The sequence below is a fragment of the Mumia sp. Pv4-285 genome (assembly GCF_041320275.1).
In the GTDB taxonomy this organism is placed as follows: domain Bacteria; phylum Actinomycetota; class Actinomycetes; order Propionibacteriales; family Nocardioidaceae; genus Mumia; species Mumia qirimensis.
This window is the reverse complement of record NZ_CP162023.1, coordinates 1,549,409-1,566,256: the sequence shown is the minus strand read 5'-3', so window position 1 is coordinate 1,566,256 and position 16,848 is coordinate 1,549,409. Positions and strand designations below refer to the sequence as shown.

At 70.1% G+C, this 16,848-nt stretch carries 17 protein-coding genes and 2 tRNA genes; 5 read left to right on the top strand and 14 right to left on the bottom strand.

Annotated elements, in window-relative coordinates; all coding sequences use genetic code 11:
- Window positions 1-21: 21 nt before the first annotated feature.
- A complete protein-coding gene (gene valS / locus AB3M34_RS07570; RefSeq protein ID WP_370618693.1) occupies window positions 22-2,628 on the top strand; it encodes a valine--tRNA ligase in 2,607 nt (868 codons plus the stop codon).
- Window positions 2,625-3,077, top strand: a complete 453-nt coding sequence (locus AB3M34_RS07565) for a GNAT family N-acetyltransferase (RefSeq protein ID WP_370618691.1) — start codon at window positions 2,625-2,627, stop codon at window positions 3,075-3,077. The genes valS and AB3M34_RS07565 overlap by 4 nt, the downstream gene beginning before the upstream one ends.
- 17 nt (window positions 3,078-3,094) lie before the next feature.
- Here the strand turns inward: AB3M34_RS07565 and AB3M34_RS07560 are convergent, their stop codons facing one another.
- A complete protein-coding gene (locus AB3M34_RS07560) occupies window positions 3,095-4,234 on the bottom strand; it encodes a saccharopine dehydrogenase family protein (RefSeq protein ID WP_370618690.1) in 1,140 nt (379 codons plus the stop codon).
- Between the two features lie 42 nt (window positions 4,235-4,276).
- Window positions 4,277-5,170, bottom strand: a complete 894-nt coding sequence (locus AB3M34_RS07555; protein ID WP_370618689.1) for a LysR family transcriptional regulator — start codon at window positions 5,168-5,170, stop codon at window positions 4,277-4,279.
- A gap of 70 nt (window positions 5,171-5,240) precedes the next feature.
- On the opposite strand from AB3M34_RS07555, the gene AB3M34_RS07550 reads away from it, so the two are divergent.
- Window positions 5,241-6,215, top strand: coding sequence for a YeiH family protein (locus AB3M34_RS07550; protein ID WP_370618687.1), 975 nt, complete (start codon window positions 5,241-5,243; stop codon window positions 6,213-6,215).
- Window positions 6,216-6,303: 88 nt separating this feature from the next.
- On the opposite strand, the gene clpX is transcribed toward AB3M34_RS07550, so the two are convergent.
- From clpX to AB3M34_RS07515, 7 genes are all read right to left on the bottom strand, one after another.
- Window positions 6,304-7,578 carry an ATP-dependent Clp protease ATP-binding subunit ClpX gene (gene clpX, locus AB3M34_RS07545; protein WP_370618685.1) on the bottom strand — a complete coding sequence of 425 codons (1,275 nt, stop codon included), beginning with the start codon at window positions 7,576-7,578 and terminating at the stop codon, window positions 6,304-6,306.
- A gap of 112 nt (window positions 7,579-7,690) precedes the next feature.
- Window positions 7,691-8,326: an ATP-dependent Clp protease proteolytic subunit gene (locus tag AB3M34_RS07540; RefSeq protein ID WP_370618683.1), complete on the bottom strand. Its 636-nt coding sequence runs from the start codon at window positions 8,324-8,326 to the stop codon at window positions 7,691-7,693.
- Window positions 8,327-8,385: 59 nt separating this feature from the next.
- Entirely contained in the window at window positions 8,386-8,976 is a 591-nt protein-coding gene (locus AB3M34_RS07535) for an ATP-dependent Clp protease proteolytic subunit (protein ID WP_370619963.1), read from the bottom strand.
- A gap of 110 nt (window positions 8,977-9,086) precedes the next feature.
- Complete coding sequence (locus AB3M34_RS07530; RefSeq protein WP_370618682.1) at window positions 9,087-9,563, bottom strand: SRPBCC family protein; 477 nt, start codon at window positions 9,561-9,563, stop codon at window positions 9,087-9,089.
- A 37-nt stretch (window positions 9,564-9,600) separates the two neighbouring features.
- Window positions 9,601-10,803, bottom strand: a complete 1,203-nt coding sequence (locus tag AB3M34_RS07525; protein WP_370618680.1) for an esterase/lipase family protein — start codon at window positions 10,801-10,803, stop codon at window positions 9,601-9,603.
- A gap of 122 nt (window positions 10,804-10,925) precedes the next feature.
- On the bottom strand, window positions 10,926-12,320 hold the full coding sequence (gene tig / locus AB3M34_RS07520; protein WP_370618678.1) for a trigger factor: 1,395 nt from the start codon (window positions 12,318-12,320) through the stop codon (window positions 10,926-10,928).
- A 60-nt stretch (window positions 12,321-12,380) separates the two neighbouring features.
- Window positions 12,381-12,454: transfer RNA gene (locus tag AB3M34_RS07515), tRNA-Pro, on the bottom strand.
- A 177-nt stretch (window positions 12,455-12,631) separates the two neighbouring features.
- Between AB3M34_RS07515 and AB3M34_RS07510 the strand changes: the two genes are divergently transcribed.
- Window positions 12,632-12,705: transfer RNA gene (locus AB3M34_RS07510), tRNA-Gly, on the top strand.
- 48 nt (window positions 12,706-12,753) lie between these two features.
- Here the strand turns inward: AB3M34_RS07510 and AB3M34_RS07505 are convergent.
- Complete coding sequence (locus tag AB3M34_RS07505; RefSeq protein ID WP_370618676.1) at window positions 12,754-13,245, bottom strand: hypothetical protein; 492 nt, start codon at window positions 13,243-13,245, stop codon at window positions 12,754-12,756.
- A gap of 352 nt (window positions 13,246-13,597) precedes the next feature.
- Between AB3M34_RS07505 and AB3M34_RS07500 the strand changes: the two genes are divergently transcribed.
- Entirely contained in the window at window positions 13,598-13,774 is a 177-nt protein-coding gene (locus tag AB3M34_RS07500) for a hypothetical protein (RefSeq protein ID WP_370618674.1), read from the top strand.
- An 18-nt stretch (window positions 13,775-13,792) separates the two neighbouring features.
- Here AB3M34_RS07500 and AB3M34_RS07495 read toward each other — a convergent pair whose 3' ends face one another.
- From AB3M34_RS07495 to AB3M34_RS07480, 4 genes are all read right to left on the bottom strand, one after another.
- On the bottom strand, window positions 13,793-14,662 hold the full coding sequence (locus tag AB3M34_RS07495) for an Fpg/Nei family DNA glycosylase (protein WP_370618672.1): 870 nt from the start codon (window positions 14,660-14,662) through the stop codon (window positions 13,793-13,795).
- A 3-nt stretch (window positions 14,663-14,665) separates the two neighbouring features.
- On the bottom strand, window positions 14,666-15,142 hold the full coding sequence (locus AB3M34_RS07490; protein WP_370618671.1) for a ribose-5-phosphate isomerase: 477 nt from the start codon (window positions 15,140-15,142) through the stop codon (window positions 14,666-14,668).
- A gap of 34 nt (window positions 15,143-15,176) precedes the next feature.
- Window positions 15,177-16,079, bottom strand: a complete 903-nt coding sequence (locus tag AB3M34_RS07485) for an alpha/beta hydrolase (RefSeq protein WP_370618669.1) — start codon at window positions 16,077-16,079, stop codon at window positions 15,177-15,179.
- Between the two features lie 119 nt (window positions 16,080-16,198).
- Window positions 16,199-16,804 carry a DsbA family protein gene (locus AB3M34_RS07480; protein WP_370618668.1) on the bottom strand — a complete coding sequence of 202 codons (606 nt, stop codon included), beginning with the start codon at window positions 16,802-16,804 and terminating at the stop codon, window positions 16,199-16,201.
- Window positions 16,805-16,848 lie beyond the last annotated feature (44 nt).

Here is a 16,848-nt window from a genome sequence, read left to right as displayed (position 1 = left end):
GTCGCCTCCTAGACTGACCTCATGAGCAACGTGCCGGAGAAGCCCGCCCTGGAGGGCCTCGAGCAGAAGTGGTCGACGCTGTGGCAAGAGCGTGGGACCTACATGTTCGACCGTTCCAAGACGCGGGCCCAGGTGTACTCGATCGACACCCCGCCTCCCACGGTCTCCGGCTCGCTCCACGTAGGCCACGTCTTCTCCTACACGCACGCCGACCTCGTCGCCCGCTTCCAGCGGATGCGCGGCAAGGAGGTCTTCTACCCGATGGGCTGGGACGACAACGGTCTGCCCACCGAGCGGCGTGTGCAGAACTACTTCGGTGTGCGCTGCGACCCGTCGATGCCGTACGACGACGCCTTCACGCCACCGGAGAAGCCCGACCCGAAGCGTCAGATCCCGATCAGCCGTCGCAACTTCATCGAGCTGTGCGAGCAGCTCGTGGCGATCGACGAGAAGGCCTTCGAGGACCTTTGGCGCACGATCGGCCTGTCGGTCGACTGGTCGCAGACCTACACGACCATCGGCGAGGTGTCGCGCACTGCCTCGCAGCGCGCGTTCCTGCGCAACCTCGCACGCGGCGAGGCGTACACGGCCGACGCCCCGACACTCTGGGACGTCACCTATCAGACCGCCGTCGCGCAGGCCGAGCTGGAGCCCCGCGACTACCCCGGCCACTACTACCGCGTCGCCTACACCCTCGCTGACGGCACCAAGGTGCACGTCGAGACGACACGTCCCGAGCTGACGCCGTCAGCGGTCGCACTGATCGCCCACCCGGACGACGAGCGTTATCAGCACCTGTTCGGCACCGCCGCGACCTCTCCGCTCTTCGGCGTGCAGGTGCCGGTGATCGCCGATCCCGCCGCCGACCCCGAGAAGGGCTCCGGCATCGTCCACTGCTGCACGTTCGGTGACCTGACCGACGTCCAGTGGTGGCGTGAGTTCGACCTGCCGACACGCACGGTCGTCGGACGCGACGGTCGCATCCTCCGCGAGACGCCGGAGTGGATCGCCTCGGAGGACGGCCGCAAGGCGTACGAGGAGCTTGCAGGCAAGACGGTCTTCTCCGCACGCGAGGCGATCGTCGCGGCGCTGCGTGAGTCCGGCGACCTCGACGGCGAGCCGGCGGCGACGACGCGCATGGCGAACTTCTACGAGCGCGGCGACAAGCCGCTGGAGATCGTCTCCACCCGCCAGTGGTACCTCACGAACGGCGGCAAGGAGCCGGAGCTTCGCGGCCAGCTCGTCGCCCGCGGGCACGACATCGCGTGGTACCCGGGCTACATGCAGTCGCGCTACACCAACTGGATCGACGGGCTCAACAGCGACTGGCTGGTCAGCCGTCAGCGCTTCTTCGGCGTGCCGATCCCGGTGTGGTTCCGTCTCGACGACGAGGGCGAGCCGGACTACGACGACCCGATCGTGCCGGAGGAGTCCGAGCTCCCGATCGATCCGCAGTCGCAGGCGCCGAAGGGGTACGAGGAGCACCAGCGCGGCAAGCCCGGCGGTTTCATGGGCGACCCCGACATCTTCGACACGTGGGCGACCTCGTCGCTGACACCACAGATCGTCTGCGGATGGGAGCGCGACCCGGAGCTGTTCGAGAAGACCTTCCCCATGGACCTGCGCCCGCAGGCCCACGACATCATCCGGACGTGGCTGTTCTCCAGCGTCGTGCGCGCTCACCTCGAGAACCACACGGCCCCGTGGTCGCACGCACTCATCTCCGGCTTCGTCGTCGACCCCGACCGCAAGAAGATGTCGAAGTCGAAGGGCAACGTCGTCGTTCCGACCGAGATCCTCGACAAGTTCGGGGCCGACGCGGTCCGCTGGCGTGCCGCCGGGGCGCGCCCCGGTGCTGACTCGCCGTTCGACGAGACGCAGATGAAGGTGGGGCGCCGCCTCGCGATGAAGGTGCTCAACGCCTCGAAGTTCGTGCTCGCCGCACCGGAGGCGTACGGGCTCGGCGTCGACGCCGCGTACGTGGAGCCGCACCGCGTGACGGAGCTGCTCGACCTCTCGATGCTGCGCCGCCTCCGCCAGGTCGCGATCGAGGCGACGGAGGCGTTCGAGGCGTACGACTACACGACCGCCCTCGAGGTCACCGAGCGGTTCTTCTGGGGCTTCTGCGACGACTACCTCGAGCTCGTCAAGGACCGGGCCCGTGGCGAGGACGATGCGGCCGAGTCGGCCAAGGCGGCCTTCGCGATCGCCCTGTCGGTGCAGCTGCGTCTCCTGGCGCCGTTCCTGCCCTACGTCACCGAGGAGGTCTGGTCGTGGTGGCAGGAGGGCTCGATCCACCGCGCCGAGTGGCCGAGCGGCGAGATCGAGATCACGACCACCCCGCACGATCCGGCGCTGCTGGTCGCGGCGGGCGAGGTGCTCGCAGGCATCCGCGGCGCGAAGTCGACGGCCAAGGTGAGCCAGCGTACGGCGGTGACCGGTCTGGTCGTCCGCGGCTCCGAGAAGCGGGTCGAGATCGTCAAGCGTGCACTCCCGGACCTCCGCTCGGCGGGCAACGTGACCGGTGAGGTCGAGTTCGTGGTCGATCCCTCGCAGGACGGCGACCTCGCCGTCGAGGCGGTGCTCGCAGACCCCGAGCCGAAGAAGCCGGCAACGGCGCCGGAGTGAGCGTCTTCACGATTCGGGACGCCGACGCCGACGACGTCCCGGCCATCGTGGCCATGCTGGTCGACGATCCGCTGGGGGCCACGCGTGAGAGCCCGGACGACCTTGCACCGTACCTCGACGCGCTCGCCGAGATCGCAGGCGACCCGCACCAGCGTGTCGTCGTGGCCGTGCGGGACGGCGAGGTGATCGGCACGCTGCAGCTGACGTACATGCGCGGCCTGGGCCGGCGGGGCGCGACGCGTGCTCAGATCGAGGCGGTCCGCGTCCGCGCCGACCTGCGCGGCGCCGGTCTCGGCTCGGACATGATCCGGTGGGCGATCGACGAGGCGCGCGAGCGGGGCTGCACCCTCGTCCAGCTCACGTCGGACGCGACCCGCGAAGGCGCACACCGCTTCTACGAGCGCCTGGGGTTCACCGCGAGCCACGTCGGGTTCAAGCTCACCTTCTGACCCGGGCTGTTCTGCCGTCAGAGCGTGCGGAAGTACGGGAGCCGCTCGAGGAGCGCATCCCCCATCGCCACCGCGGTGGTGACCTGTCCGGCGGTCTCCGGCAGGTCGTCGAACGCGAGCGCGAAGACCGACTCCCCGAGCATCCGCGCCGTCTCCGTGTAGCCGGGGTCTCCGCCCGCCGCCTCGGTGACGAGACGCGTGCCCGGGGCGTCCGCCTCGAACTGCACGCGGAACCATGACCGTGCCCGCTTCGCCTCGCTCGGGCCGTCCCCGGCGGACTTCACCCGCGCGAGCGCCGTACGGATCGGTGGCACCTGTGCTCCGACCACCACGGCGCCGGTGCCGACTGCGGCGCCGACCGCGACCGGCAGGCGCTGGAACTGGACGTAGTGGCCGTACGCGAAGTCGGGCCCGTACGCAGGCAGCGACCGCGCCGAGCGCAGCACGACCTGCGGGTCGATCGTCGGAAGCGGGAGCGCCCACCCGGATCCGCCGACGCCTCGCCCGGGCCGCTCCGGCAGGCCCCTCACGCGACGCCCCTCGGGACGCCCCTCGAGCCGGCGCCGCTCGTTCGCCGTGTTCCGCGACGAACGGAAGCCTGCAAAGGCACCCAGCGCCGACTGGAAGGTGCCCCCGGAGAAGTCGGCACTCGCGCGCACGTACCCGCGGATCGTGATCGGCACGTCGGAGGGAAGCTGCTTGACGGTGTGCAGCACGCCGAGGTCGTGCGGGACGGAGTCGAACCCGCACGCGTGCACGAGCCGGGCCCCCGTGCGTTCGGCGGTGGCGTGGTGGTCGAGCCACATGCGGTCGACGAACTCGGGCTCGCCGGTGAGGTCGCAGTAGTCGGTGCCGGCCTCGGCGCACGCCGCCACGACCGGCCCACCGTGGGCCGCGTACGGCCCGACCGTCGTCGCGAGGACTCCGGTCGACTCCGCGAGCCGACGCAGCGAGTCCGTATCGGTGACATCCGCGACCGTCACCGACGGCACGGTGCCTCCGGCCGCGGCGATCCGGTCGACGACGGAGTCGAGTCGCGCCCGGTCACGACCCGCGATCGTCCACGACGTCGCGGCAGGTGCGTGCGCGGCGAGGTAGTCGGCGGTGAGCCCACCCGTGAATCCGGTGGCTCCGAGCAGCGCGAAAGCGTAGGTCACGCGGCGAGTCTAGGGGCCCGGCGCGGAGCCGTGGGCCCGCCGTCAGGTCTCGCGCGACGCCTCGGCAGCGATGAGGACGAGATCGGCCGCGGCGTCCTGGAGTCGTCGCCGCCGGTCCCACACCGCTGTCAGGGGGCGGCGCAGGTCCAGCGCCGTCGGTACGATCACGAGCCGGCCGCGCTCGACGTCACCGACGACCGCGCGACGCGAGACGACCGCGGGCCCCACTCCCGCGGCGGCAGCACCGAGCAGAGCGCTGGTCGAGCTGGCCTCGAGGACGATCGCCGGCTGGCGTCGCAGGGCCGCCTCGAAGGTGCTCCGCGTGCCGCTTCCGGGCTCGCGGACGACGTACGACGCTGTCTGGAGCTCGTCGAGCGTCACCGGGGTCCGGCGACGTGACCACGGATGGCCCGGGGCGACCACGACCGCGAGGCTGTCGTGGCCGACCACCCTCGTCGCGAGGTCGTGCGGGGTGCCGGCAGACTCGATGAAGCCGAGGTCGACGTCTCCGTCGCGGACCATGGCGGCGACGGTGTCGCTGTTGACCACGTGCAGGCGGGGACTCACCTCGGGTCGTCGGGCGCGCAGCTCGGCGAGCCACCGCGGGAGGATCAGGTCGGCGATCGTCAGGCTCGCGGCGACGGCCACCCCCGAACGCCGCTCCTCGCCGAGGGCCAGCAGGCTGGATCTGACCGTCTCGAGCTCGTGCAGCAGGGTGCGGGCCCACGACACGACGACCTCACCGTCCTCCGTCAGGCGTGATCCTCGCGGCGAGCGGGTCAGTACGCTGATCCGCCAACGTGCCTCGAACGCGCGGATCCGGGCGCTCGCTGCAGGCTGCGTCATCCCGAGATCCCTGGCCGATGCGCCGAGGCTGCCATGCTCCGCGACACTCACCAGAAGACGCAGCGTCTGCACGTCGACGTCCGGAGTCATCACCCCACCTTATGAGTCGAGCCCGTTCTCGCCACTACTGGGTACGGCGCCGCTCACCGACCCTGGAGGGGTGACCACGTCTCCCCGCCCCGTCCTCGTCGTCGCTCCGGCGCTCGCCGGGGTCGTCGCGATGGCGGTCAGCAGCGCGGTCCCGCTGCTCGGGCCGATGCTGGTGGCCCTCGCACTCGGGGCCGTCGTCGCGAACGCCTCAGCGGCACCCGCCGAGCTCCTCGCGACACCGTCAGCCGTCGCTCGTACCTGCCTTCGGGTCGGCATCGTCCTTCTCGGCCTGCGGCTGCCGCTGGACGACCTGCTCGGGATCGGCCTCGGTGGCGTGGTCGTCGTCGTGGCGACGGTCGCCATCACGTACACGGTCACTACGGTCGTCGGGGACGCGCTCGGGATCGAACGCGGCCTGGTGACCCTGATCGCCGCAGGTTTCTCGGTCTGTGGTGCTGCGGCGATCGCGGCTGTCCAGGACGGGGTGCGAGCTCGGCAGCGGCACGTCGCCGTCGCGGTGGCGCTCGTCACCGTCTACGGGACCGCGATGATCGCGCTCCTGCCACTGGCCGGACGCGCCCTCGGCCTCTCCACCGAGCACGCTGCGCTGTGGGCCGGCGCGAGCATCCACGAGGTCGCCCAGGTGATCGCGGCGGCATCCCTGATCGGCGGACCGCTGGCAGTCGCGGTCGCCACGACCATCAAGCTGGGCCGCGTCCTCACGCTCGCCGGCGTCTACGCCGTCGCATCACGGCGACAGGGCGGCGAGGAGGCCACGAGCGCTCCCGTCGTCCCCTGGTTCGTCGCGGGATTCCTCGTCGCTGTCGCCGTTCGGGCCACCGGCGTGGTGAGCCCCGGAGCGCTCGGACTCGCCGAGACGGTCACGACCCTGTTCCTCGCAGCCGGGATGTTCGGACTCGGGCTCGGCCTGCGGGTGCGAGACCTCTGGCCGCTGCCCGCCGGAGTCGTGGCACTCGCGACGGTCGCGACCGTGACGGCAGCCGGCTCGTCGCTGCTGCTCATCCTCGGCACCTCACTGGCCTAGGACCCTCGCTGGTCGAGCGGCCCATACCGCTGGTCGAGGCGCGAAGCGATCGAGACCACACCCGCAGGTCAAGCCGCGGAGAGACGGCTCAGGAAGCCTTGTCGCGACGCTCTTCGTCGCGGTGCGGCACCAAGGTCGGGTTGACGTTGTCGAGGACCGTCTCCTTGGTGACGACGACCTTCGCGACGTCGTCACGGCTCGGCACCTCGTACATGACGTTGAGCAGGACCTCTTCGATGATCGCGCGCAGACCGCGTGCACCGGTGCCGCGCAGCAGCGCGAGGTCGGCCATCGCGTCGATCGCGTCGTCGGCGAACTCGAGCTCGACCTGGTCGATCGCGAAGAGCTTGCCGTACTGCTTGGTGAGGGCGTTCTTCGGCTGCGTGAGGATCTCGACGAGGGCTTCCTTGTCGAGGTTCTCGACCGTCGCGATGACGGGGAGGCGGCCGATGAACTCCGGGATCAGGCCGAACTTGAGCAGGTCCTCGGGCATGAGCTTGGTGAAGACGTGCCCGCTGACGCGCTCGGTCGCCCGCTCCTCGCGGTTGGTGTTGAAGCCGAGCGACATCTTGCCGTTGCGGCTCTCGATGATCTGCTCGATCCCTGCGAACGCACCACCCACGATGAAGAGGATGTTGGTGGTGTCGATCTGGATGAACTCCTGGTGCGGGTGCTTGCGCCCGCCCTGCGGCGGCACCGACGCGGTCGTGCCCTCGAGGATCTTGAGAAGGGCCTGCTGGACGCCCTCGCCGGAGACGTCGCGCGTGATCGACGGGTTCTCGCTCTTGCGGGCGATCTTGTCGACCTCGTCGATGTAGATGATGCCGGTCTCGGCCTTCTTGACGTCGTAGTCAGCGGCCTGGATCAGCTTGAGAAGGATGTTCTCGACGTCCTCGCCGACGTAGCCGGCCTCGGTCAGCGCCGTGGCGTCGGCGATCGCGAAGGGCACGTTGAGCATGCGCGCGAGGGTCTGGGCGAGATAGGTCTTGCCGCAGCCCGTGGGCCCGACGAGAAGGATGTTGGACTTCGCGAGCTCGACGACGTCGTCCTTGTGACGACCTGCGGCGGCTCCGGCCTGCACACGCTTGTAGTGGTTGTAGACCGCAACGGCGAGCGACTTCTTGGCAGAGTCCTGACCGATGACGTACTGGTTGAGGAACTCGTAGATCTCACGCGGCTTCGGGAGCTCCTCGAGAGAGACCTCGGACGTCTCCTGGAGCTCGTCCTCGATGATCTCGTTGCAGAGCTCGATGCACTCGTCGCAGATGTAGACGCCTGGCCCCGCGATCAGCTTCTTGACCTGCTTCTGGCTCTTGCCGCAGAACGAGCACTTGAGCAGGTCGCCGCCGTCGATGCGTGCCACTGCTTCCTCACCTTCGTCGCGCGGGGCTCTCCCCCAGCGATGCTTCTATCGACCGTACCCTGTGCCGGGCCGACGTGCGGCCGACCCGGCACACGGGCGTGTCAGATCGGGATCAGACCGCCGGGGTCTTGAGGGTCTCGAGGATCTGGTCCACGAGGCCGTACTCGACCGCCTGGTCGGCAGTGAGGATCTTGTCGCGCTCCACGTCGCGGCTGACCTCGTCCTTGGGCTTGCCCGACGCCTCGGAGATCATCGTCTCCAGCAGCTCGCGCATGCGCAGGATCTCGCGGGCCGTGATCTCGAGGTCGGAGCTCTGCCCGTAGGTGCCCTCGGTGTACGGCTGGTGGATCAGGATGCGGCTGTTGGGAAGCGCCAGGCGCTTGCCGGGCGTGCCCGCTGCGAGCAGCACCGCCGCCGCCGAGGCCGCCTGGCCGAGGCACACGGTCTGCACGTCCGGCTTGAGGTAGCGCATCGTGTCGTAGATCGCCGTGAGCGCCGTGAAGGAGCCGCCGGGCGAGTTGATGTAGAGCGAGATGTCGCGGTCAGGGTCCATCGACTGCAGGCACAGGAGCTGCGCCATCACCGCGTTGGCGACCTCGTCGGAGATCGGGGTGCCGAGGAAGATGATGCGGTCCTCGAACAGCTTCGCGTACGGGTCGATGCGGCGGAACCCGTAGGACGTCCGCTCCTCCCACTGGGGGATGTAGTAGTTCATCGCCGGGGCGAACTGCTGGTGCGGCATGGTCATGTCGGCTCCTGAGGTCGGGCCACCCTGAGGGAGACGGGACAGCGGCAGGGAGGTCGCGGTCACGATGCCTCACCTCGCGTGACGTCGTTCTCGCGGGCGATCACGTGGTCGATGAAGCCGTAGTCCCTCGCCTGCTCGGCGGTGAACCAGCGGTCGCGGTCGGAGTCGCGCTCGATCGCCTCGAGGTCCTGGCCCGTGTGGAATGCCTGGAGCTCGTTGAGCTGCTGCTTGAGGAGCAGGCTCTGCTCGGCCTGGATGCGGATGTCGGAGGCCGAGCCGCCGAGGCCGCCGGACGGCTGGTGCATCATGATCCGCGCGTGCGGGAGGGCGTACCGCTTGCCCTTGGTGCCCGCAGCGAGCAGGAACTGGCCCATCGAGGCGGCCAGACCCATGCCGACGGTGACGACGTCGTTCGAGATGAACTGCATGGTGTCGTAGATCGCCATGCCCGAGTCGACCGAACCGCCGGGCGAGTTGATGTAGAGCCGGATGTCGCTCTTGGGGTCCTCGGCATTGAGCAGCAGCATCTGCGCACAGATCGCGTTGGCGTTCTGATCGCGAACCTCGGAACCGAGGAAGACGATGCGCTCCTTGAGGAGTCGCTGGTAGATGTGGCCGTCGAGATCCGAGGGGCCGACGTCGCCGGCCATGCGGGGAGTCGTCTCTGTGTTCACGTGCTCGACCCTAGCGGGGCGGGCGGACGAACCCGAGCGGAACCCTTCGGATTTCGCTACGGGCGCACAACCCGCCCCTGGACGCGTCAGCCGTCGCGTTCTGCCGCTGCCTTGATCCGTGCCAGCGTCGCGGCCATGTCCTTCTCGAGCGTCGCGGAGTAGCCGTCGTGGCCGCCGAGGAACCGCTTGACGAGCATCTTGGACGCGCTCGTCGACCCCTCGGGAGCCTCGCGCCGCTCGACGATCCGCGTCCTGCCCTCGCCCAGGTCCTCGAGCTCGTACGTCCAGACCGTGCCGTTCACGGGGACCGAGAAGGCGATCGCCCGCTGCGGCTCGTACCGGACGACCTTGGACGTGGTCGGCCACATCTTCCACCCGAGCCGGTTGACGTTGATCGTGTGCGCCCCGACCTTGGTGCGGCCGAGGACGATCATCCGCCGGGTCTGCGGGCTCCACTCGGGCATGCGTCGCAGGTCGGAGAGAGCGTCCCAGACGGTCCTCGGCGGCGCATCGACGTCGATGCTGACCTCGAGCAGGTACGGGTCGGCGGTGGGCGTGGTCATGAGATCCCTTCGGGGCTGGGTACGGCGGACGAGGCGGTCAGTCGGCGAGGGTGCCGGCGGGCAGTGCCGCGGGGCGGCCGGCGACCCACTCTGCGAGCCGGGCGGCGAGCCGGGGATGGTTGAGCAGTCCCAGGTGCCCGCCCGACACACGCGACGTCGAGGCGCCACCGACCACGGCGTCGGCCCCGCGAGGCGCCCCGGCAGCGGACCCAGGCGTCACCATGACGTCGGCCCTCGCGGCGACGAAGTGGTACGACGCGCGCGGCAGCGGAGCGACGGCGAGCCGCCCGTCGCCCCACCGGGCCGTGAGGTCCTGGCCGTGCCACTCCTCGCGCGTCACGTAGCCGTGCCGGAGGTCGACGATCCCGGCGGAGCGTGCACCGAGGACTCCCGCGAACGGGAGACTCTCGGGGACGAGGCCCAGGGCACGCGAGCCGAGGTGGACCGCGCGCTCGAGCGGAGCGCCCAGATGCGGGGTGCCGAGGCACACCACGGTCGCGACCGCGTCGGTCCACGCCGCACGTCGCGAGACGCCGTACGCCGTCGCGGACCGGATGACGAGCCCGCCCATCGAGTGCCCGACGAGGTGCAGACGCGTGACCGGCACGGGCCATCCCGCCACGATCTTCGTCAGCAGGTTGGACAGGTCGGCGCCGTTGTCGGAGACGTGGCGCCCGGTGTTGTAACGCAGCCGGACCGGGGTCGCGTCCGTCCGGTCGCGGAGCACGTCGTCGTACGTGGCTCCGTGGCGGTCGACCCCGCGGTCCCACGAGTCGTCGTTCTCGCCGAGACCGTGGACGAGGACGACGACCTCGCTCCTCGCACCGGGGTAGGCGAGCGCGAACGCGTACGGCTCCGGGACGACGTCCTCGCCCTCGACGCGCAGGGCCATCGACAGCGCGTACGGGTCGTCGCGGTCGGCCAGCTGGTCACCGACGAGCGCGTTGATCGCCGAGCGGAGCATGCGGGTCCGCCGGCTGCTCTCGACGGGAGCGCCGACGCCGCGGTCGGCCAGGTGCCGAAGGCCGCGGCTCGCACCGCGGAGGCCGCCGGAGACCCCGGCGTACGCCACGGCCGCGACCGCGTCGTGGGCCAGCTGCGGAGCCCTGCCGCCCGCAACGGCACCGAAGACGCGGCGCGCGACCGCGCCGTGCACCTCACGGACGCACGGCACCACGACGTCGTCGGCGAACCCGAGGGCCAGCGCGGCGGAGTGCGCGGTGCGGGGCGTAGGAGGCACCTCCACATACTCCCGGTATCCGATCACAGCGCGCTACCCCGTACGCCGAATCGGACCCTTGTCACACGACGACGGCCCCTCCCGCAGCTGCGGGAGGGGCCGTCGTACGCGTTGGGCGGAGATCAGGCCTTGTCGTCGCTCTCGGCGTCGTCACCCTCGGTCTCGTCACCCTCGGCGTCGTCACCCTCGGCGAACGTGCCGTCGCCGCGCAGGTTCGCGAGGTCGATGACGTTGCCCGACTCGTCCTTGACGGTCGCGTTCTCGACGATCGAGGCGAGCGCCTTGCCGCGCACGACCTCGGACACGAGCTCCGGGATGTGGTTGTGCTCGACCATGTGCTGCATGAACGACTGCGGGTCCTCACCGGACTGCTGCGCGCGGCGGAGCATGTGCTCGGTGAGCTCGTCCTGCTCGATGCCGATCTCGGCGTCGGCGGCGATCTGGTCGAGGAGGAACTGCGCCACGAGCGAGTCGCGAACGCGCTTCTCGAGGTCGGCCTCGAACTCCTCGGCCGTCTGCTCCTCGGACTCGAGGTAGGCGTCCATCGACATGCCCGCGTAGGCGAGCTGCTGCTCGATCTGCTGGCGACGGTTCGTGAGCTCGGCGTCGAGGACCGTCTCGGGGAGCGGCACGTCGAGCTTCTCGAGCGCTGCCTCGAGGACGGCGTCGCGGGCGTCAGCGGCCTGCTCGATCCGCTTGCCGCGGAGGAGCTTCTCGCTGATGTCGGCACGCAGCTCGTCGACCGTGTCGAACTCCGACGCGGTCTGGGCGAACTCGTCGTCGAGCTCGGGGAGCTCCTGCTCCTTGACGACGCTGAGCGTGACCTCGACGTCCACGTCCTCGCCCACGAGGTCGCCACCGGCGAGCTGGGTCTGGAAGGTCTTGGTCTCGCCGGCGCTCATGCCAGTGACGGCCTCGTCGAGCCCGTCGAGCATCGAGTTCTTGCCGATCTGGTATGCGACACCGCTGGCCTGGGCGGCCTCGATCTTCTCGCCGTCCTTGCTCGCGGACAGGTCGATCGTGACGAAGTCGTTCTCGGCGGCGGGGCGGTCGACCTCGGACAGCGTGGCGAAACGCTCGCGCAGCGACTGGATCTGCTCGTCGATGTCGGCGTCCTCGACCGTCACGTCGGGCACGGTGACCTCGACGTCGCTCAGGTCGGGCGTCTCGAACTCGGGGCGGACGTCCACCTCGACGGTGAACTCGACGAGCTCGCCGTCCTCGAGGCGGGACACGTCGACCTCAGGCTGGCCGAGGGGCTGGATGCCCGCCTCGGCGACGGCCTGCGAGTAGATGCCCGGAAGGGCGTCGTTGATGGCCTGGTCGAGGATCGCACCGCGACCGACACGCTGGTCGACGACCTTCGAGGGGACCTTGCCGCGGCGGAAGCCGGGGACCGAGATCTGCGACCCGATCGTCTTGTAGGCCTTGTCGAGGGCCGGCTTGAGCTCCTCGAACGGAACCTCGATGGTCAGCTTGACCCGGGTCGGGCTCAGATTCTCCTGGGCACTCTTCACGAGTACGTTCTCCTTGGTCGTCGTGCAGACGTCACCGTTGTGGTGACGTGTCGTCGGCTGTCGGGATGACAGGATTTGAACCTGCGACCCTCCGCTCCCAAAGCGGATGCGCTACCAAGCTGCGCTACATCCCGGTGCGCACCGTTCGCATGGTGCGGGCGCCCGCACCACTGTAGTAGACGATGCCGATCGACCCCGAATCGCGGGCATCCTCGACGCCACACCCGCGCGCTACCCCTTGCGAGGATCAGCGGGTCGATGTGTCATCATGGTCGCGGTTGACCGCAGGGCGTACGGCCCGGCGACAACGCGCGGACGTAGCTCAATGGTAGAGCCTCAGTCTTCCAAACTGATTACGCGGGTTCGATTCCCGTCGTCCGCTCCACGCGCCCCGAGCCGCGCCGCCCGGCCCGATCCAGGCGGCGCAGTCCGATCAGAGCTTCGGCGTCCCCGCAAGCCCCCAGGACTGGTTGCCCAGGCCGTCGTCGTTGACGTTGTACGTCACGGTGCCGTCGGCCGTGTTGCCCGAGATGTTCGAGTAAGGGCCGAGCGAGCAGGTGTAGGAGCCTGACGTGTTGCTGATGTTCGTCACGGTGCAGGTCTTGGACTTGACGATCGCGTCGTTCTGCTCGATCCGCACCTGTACGGCGAACTTCTCCCACTTGCCCGAGCCGGACTCGCCCCAGCTGACACGGGCGTAGGCACGCTTGATCTCGTTGCTCCCGCCCGAGCCGCCCCAGCTGCGCACGAGGCACAGCTCGACCTTCACGTCGGCGTTGTAGCCGTTCGTCGGGAACTCCTTCGCGCTGGTCTTGCACCGGTAGTCGTCGGCGCTCGCGGGACTCGCGAGCGCGGTGACTCCTCCGGCCGTGACCGCCACCACGGCTGTTGCCGACGCCAGCGTGCGCATCAGGGTGTTCCTCATGGATGGTTCCCTTCTGTCGGAAGCCGGCCGGGACCGACCGGCCGTACGACCCTAGGGACGCCCACGGACACGCTCAACGGATTATTCGGCGCAGCGAGAAATTGCACGGCAGGTTCCGGAAGGTCGGCCTTCGACCGCGCTGACCAGAACCCTTGGGTCGAGATGTCCGGAATGGGAACGTTAACCCACTCGTCATGCGCGCCTAACCGATTCGATTCCCTCGGCGCCTAGTGTCGAGGGTGTCGGAACGAGATCACGCATCGACGAACCGGCACGCACAACGCGGCGCCTGGCCCGCTTGGCAGGGAAGGCGGCCCAGGCGCCGCGTCGGCCCCTTCTTCGGAGGTTCGCGATGAGTCCCCTCAACCTCGCCTGGCACGTCGCCGCGTCAGGCCTCGCCCGCTTTGCTTCCACCGACGTCTCCCGCGCCAACGCCCTCGGGTGCGCCAACGAGCTGGCCGCCGCACGGCGCGAGCGTGAAGAGGTCTCGGCGCTGCTCGCCGCGCGCATGCTCCCCGACGTCAGCTGACCAGCCTCGGGCAGACGTTCAGCCGCGCACCGGCGTACGGCGGCGGCTCCTCGGCTGGCACCGCGGGCACCAGAACAGGTTGCGGCCCGCCACGACCTCCGTACGCACCGGTGTCTCGCACACCAGGCACGGCTGGTGCGTGCGGCGGTAGACGTACACCTCTCCACCGTGGTCGTCCTTGCGCGCCGGTCGTCCCATCGCCTCGGGTTCGTGCTCCGGCCGCACCGTGTCGATCCGGTTGTGCACGACGCCGTACGCCATGAGGCCGACCAGGTCGCCCCACACCGCGTCCCACTCGGCGCGGCGGAGGAAGCGGCCCTCCATGAACGGGTCCAGGTTGTGCCGGAAGAGGATCTCGGCGCGGTACACGTTGCCTACTCCCGCGAGCACCGCCTGGTCCATCAGCAGCGCGGCGATCGAGATGCGCGAGCGGTTGACGCGCTGCCACGCCAGCTCAGGTCGCGCGTCGTCGCGGAGCGGGTCGGGGCCCAGTCTTGCGAGGTAGGCGGCCTTCTCGTCCGGCGTGAGCAAAGTGCAGACGGTGGCGCCGCGCAGGTCGGCCCAGGCCCGCGCGGACTCCAGACGCCACCGCACCTGGCCCACGACCGGGCGGGCACCGAGGTCGCCGACTCCGCCGGAGCCCGGCGGTGACTCGTGGATCGCGAGACCCCCGATCAGGCCGAGGTGGATCCGAACCTGCTCCTCGACCCCCGCGAAAGCGACGAAGAGCTGCTTCCCGTACGCCTCCGCCCGCTCCATCAACCGCCCGTTGATGCGCGCGGCTCCGTCGACGAACCGGCCCTGCGGGCTCGAGGACCACGTCGTGTCGCCGGCGAAGGCGGCATCGAGGTCGAGCGCGAGCCGGTGGAGGGTGTGCCCCTCGGGCACGGCTCAGGCGTCCTCGCGGCGACCAGCTGCGCCGCGGGACTCCTCGTACGCACTGACCAGCGCGACGCGCCGCGCGTGGCGGTCGTCGCCGCTGAACGGCGTCGAAAGGAAGGCCTCGACGATCGTGGTCGCCTCGTCGATGGTGTGCATCCGGGCGCCGATCCCGACGACGTTCGCGTCGTTGTGCTGTCGGGACAGCGTCGCGGTCTCGACCGACCAGGCGAGCGCCGCGCGGACACCGTCGACCTTGTTGGCCGCGATCTGCTCACCGTTGCCGGATCCGCCGACGACGATGCCGAGGCTGTCCGGGTCGGCGACGACGGCCGTACCGGTCGCGATGCAGAACGGCGGGTAGTCGTCGAGCGCGTCGTACTCGGCCGGGCCGTGGTCGACGACGTCGTGACCGTGTCCCCTCAGGTGGGTGACGAGGTGGTTCTTGAGCTCGAAGCCGGCGTGGTCGCAGCCGATGTGAACGCGCATGGGGTCAGTCTCTCAACACCCGGTCTCGCGACGCTCAGCCGCTCCAGGACGAGGCGAGGTCGTGCAGCGTGCCCGCCACCAGGCGTACGGCCGACCGCGACGCGTCGAACTCCCACGGTCGGCGCCAGAACCCGTGGGTCATCCCGAGGGCGCGCCACGCGACGGTCGGCACACCGGCGTCGGCGAGCCGTGCCGCGTACGCCTCTCCCTCGTCGCGCAGGAGGTCGTGCTCTGCGGTGATCACGAGCGCCGGCGGGAGACCGGTGAGGTCGTCCGCACGCAACGGCGAGACCTCGGGGAGGGACTTGGCGTCGGCCGCGGGAGCGTACTGGTCCCAGTACCAGTCCATGTCGGCCGCCACGAAGCCGTTCGCGGCCACTCCCTCGCTCCGGCGGGACTCCGTGTCGGCGAGCGCGTCGAGCGGCGGGTAGACCAAGACCTGGTACGCGAGCGCGCCGCGGTCGCGAAGGCAGAGGCCGGCGATCAGGTTGGCGCCGGAGGAGTCGCCGACCGCCGCGACGAGCGACGTGTCGAGCGCGTGCTCCTCGCCGTGCTCACGGAGCCAGGCGAGCGCGGTCGCGACGTCGTCGAGCGGAGCAGGGTACGGGTGCTCCGGCGCGCGCCGGTAGTCCACGGCCAGGAGCGCCCACCCGGTCGCGTTCGCGAGGTAGCGGCAGAACGCGTCGTGCGTCTCGAGGTCGTGGAAGACCCATCCGCCGCCGTGCACGTAGAGCACGACGGGCGCGTCCTCCTCGGGCCGGTAGAGGCGCACCGGCACCCCGTCGGCGTCGAGGTCGGCGACGTGCTCGACGTCGATGCGGATCGTGTCGGCGAGCGCGGCCTCACGGTCGGCCGCACGATCGGCTACCACGTCGATCGTGTCGAAGGAGGTGTCGTCGTCGGGCGGGATCGCGGCGCGCGCCTGAGGATGCAGCATGCCGCGATGCTAGCGCCGCACCACTCTGCGTTGGCCCCCACGGAGCGCGCAGGCCCCACCGGAATCGTCCGGTGGGGCCTGACGTCTGCGTGGGGACCGACGCAGAGTGAGCTGGCGGGTCAGTCGAAGATCGGCTCGCGCGTGCGGGTGCGCTTCAGCTCGAAGAACCCGTCGGTGCCGGCGACGAGCAGGCAGCCGTCCCAGAGCCGGCCGGCGGCCTCGCCCTTGGGTGCCGGAGTGACGACGGGACCGAAGAACGCGACGCCGTCGATCGCGACGACCGGGGTGCCGACGTCCTCGCCGACCAGGCTGATCCCGCGCTCGTGCGACGCACGTAGCGCCTCGTCGTACGCGTCGCTGTCGGCAGCCTCGATCAGGTCGGGCTCGAGACCGAGCTCGGCCAGCGCCTCGGCGAGCACCGTGCGGTCGAGGGCGCGGCCACCGGGGTGCACCCGGGTGCCGATCGCCGTGTAGAGGTCGCGCAGCACGGAGTCACCGTGCTTCTGCGCAGCGGCGGTGGCGACGCGCACGCCCGCCCATCCGCGGTCGAGCATCTCGCGGTACTTCTCCGGCAGGTCGTCACGACCCTCGTTGAGGACCGACAGGCTCATCACGTTGAAGCGCACCTCGACGTCGCGGACCTGCTCCACCTCCAGGAGCCAGCGCGACGTCATCCAGGCCCACGGGCACAGCGGATCGAACCACATGTCGACGGTCTTGGACATGCTCACCTCTCGGTCGGGGGTGCCGGCGGGGTGCCGGCGCAGCA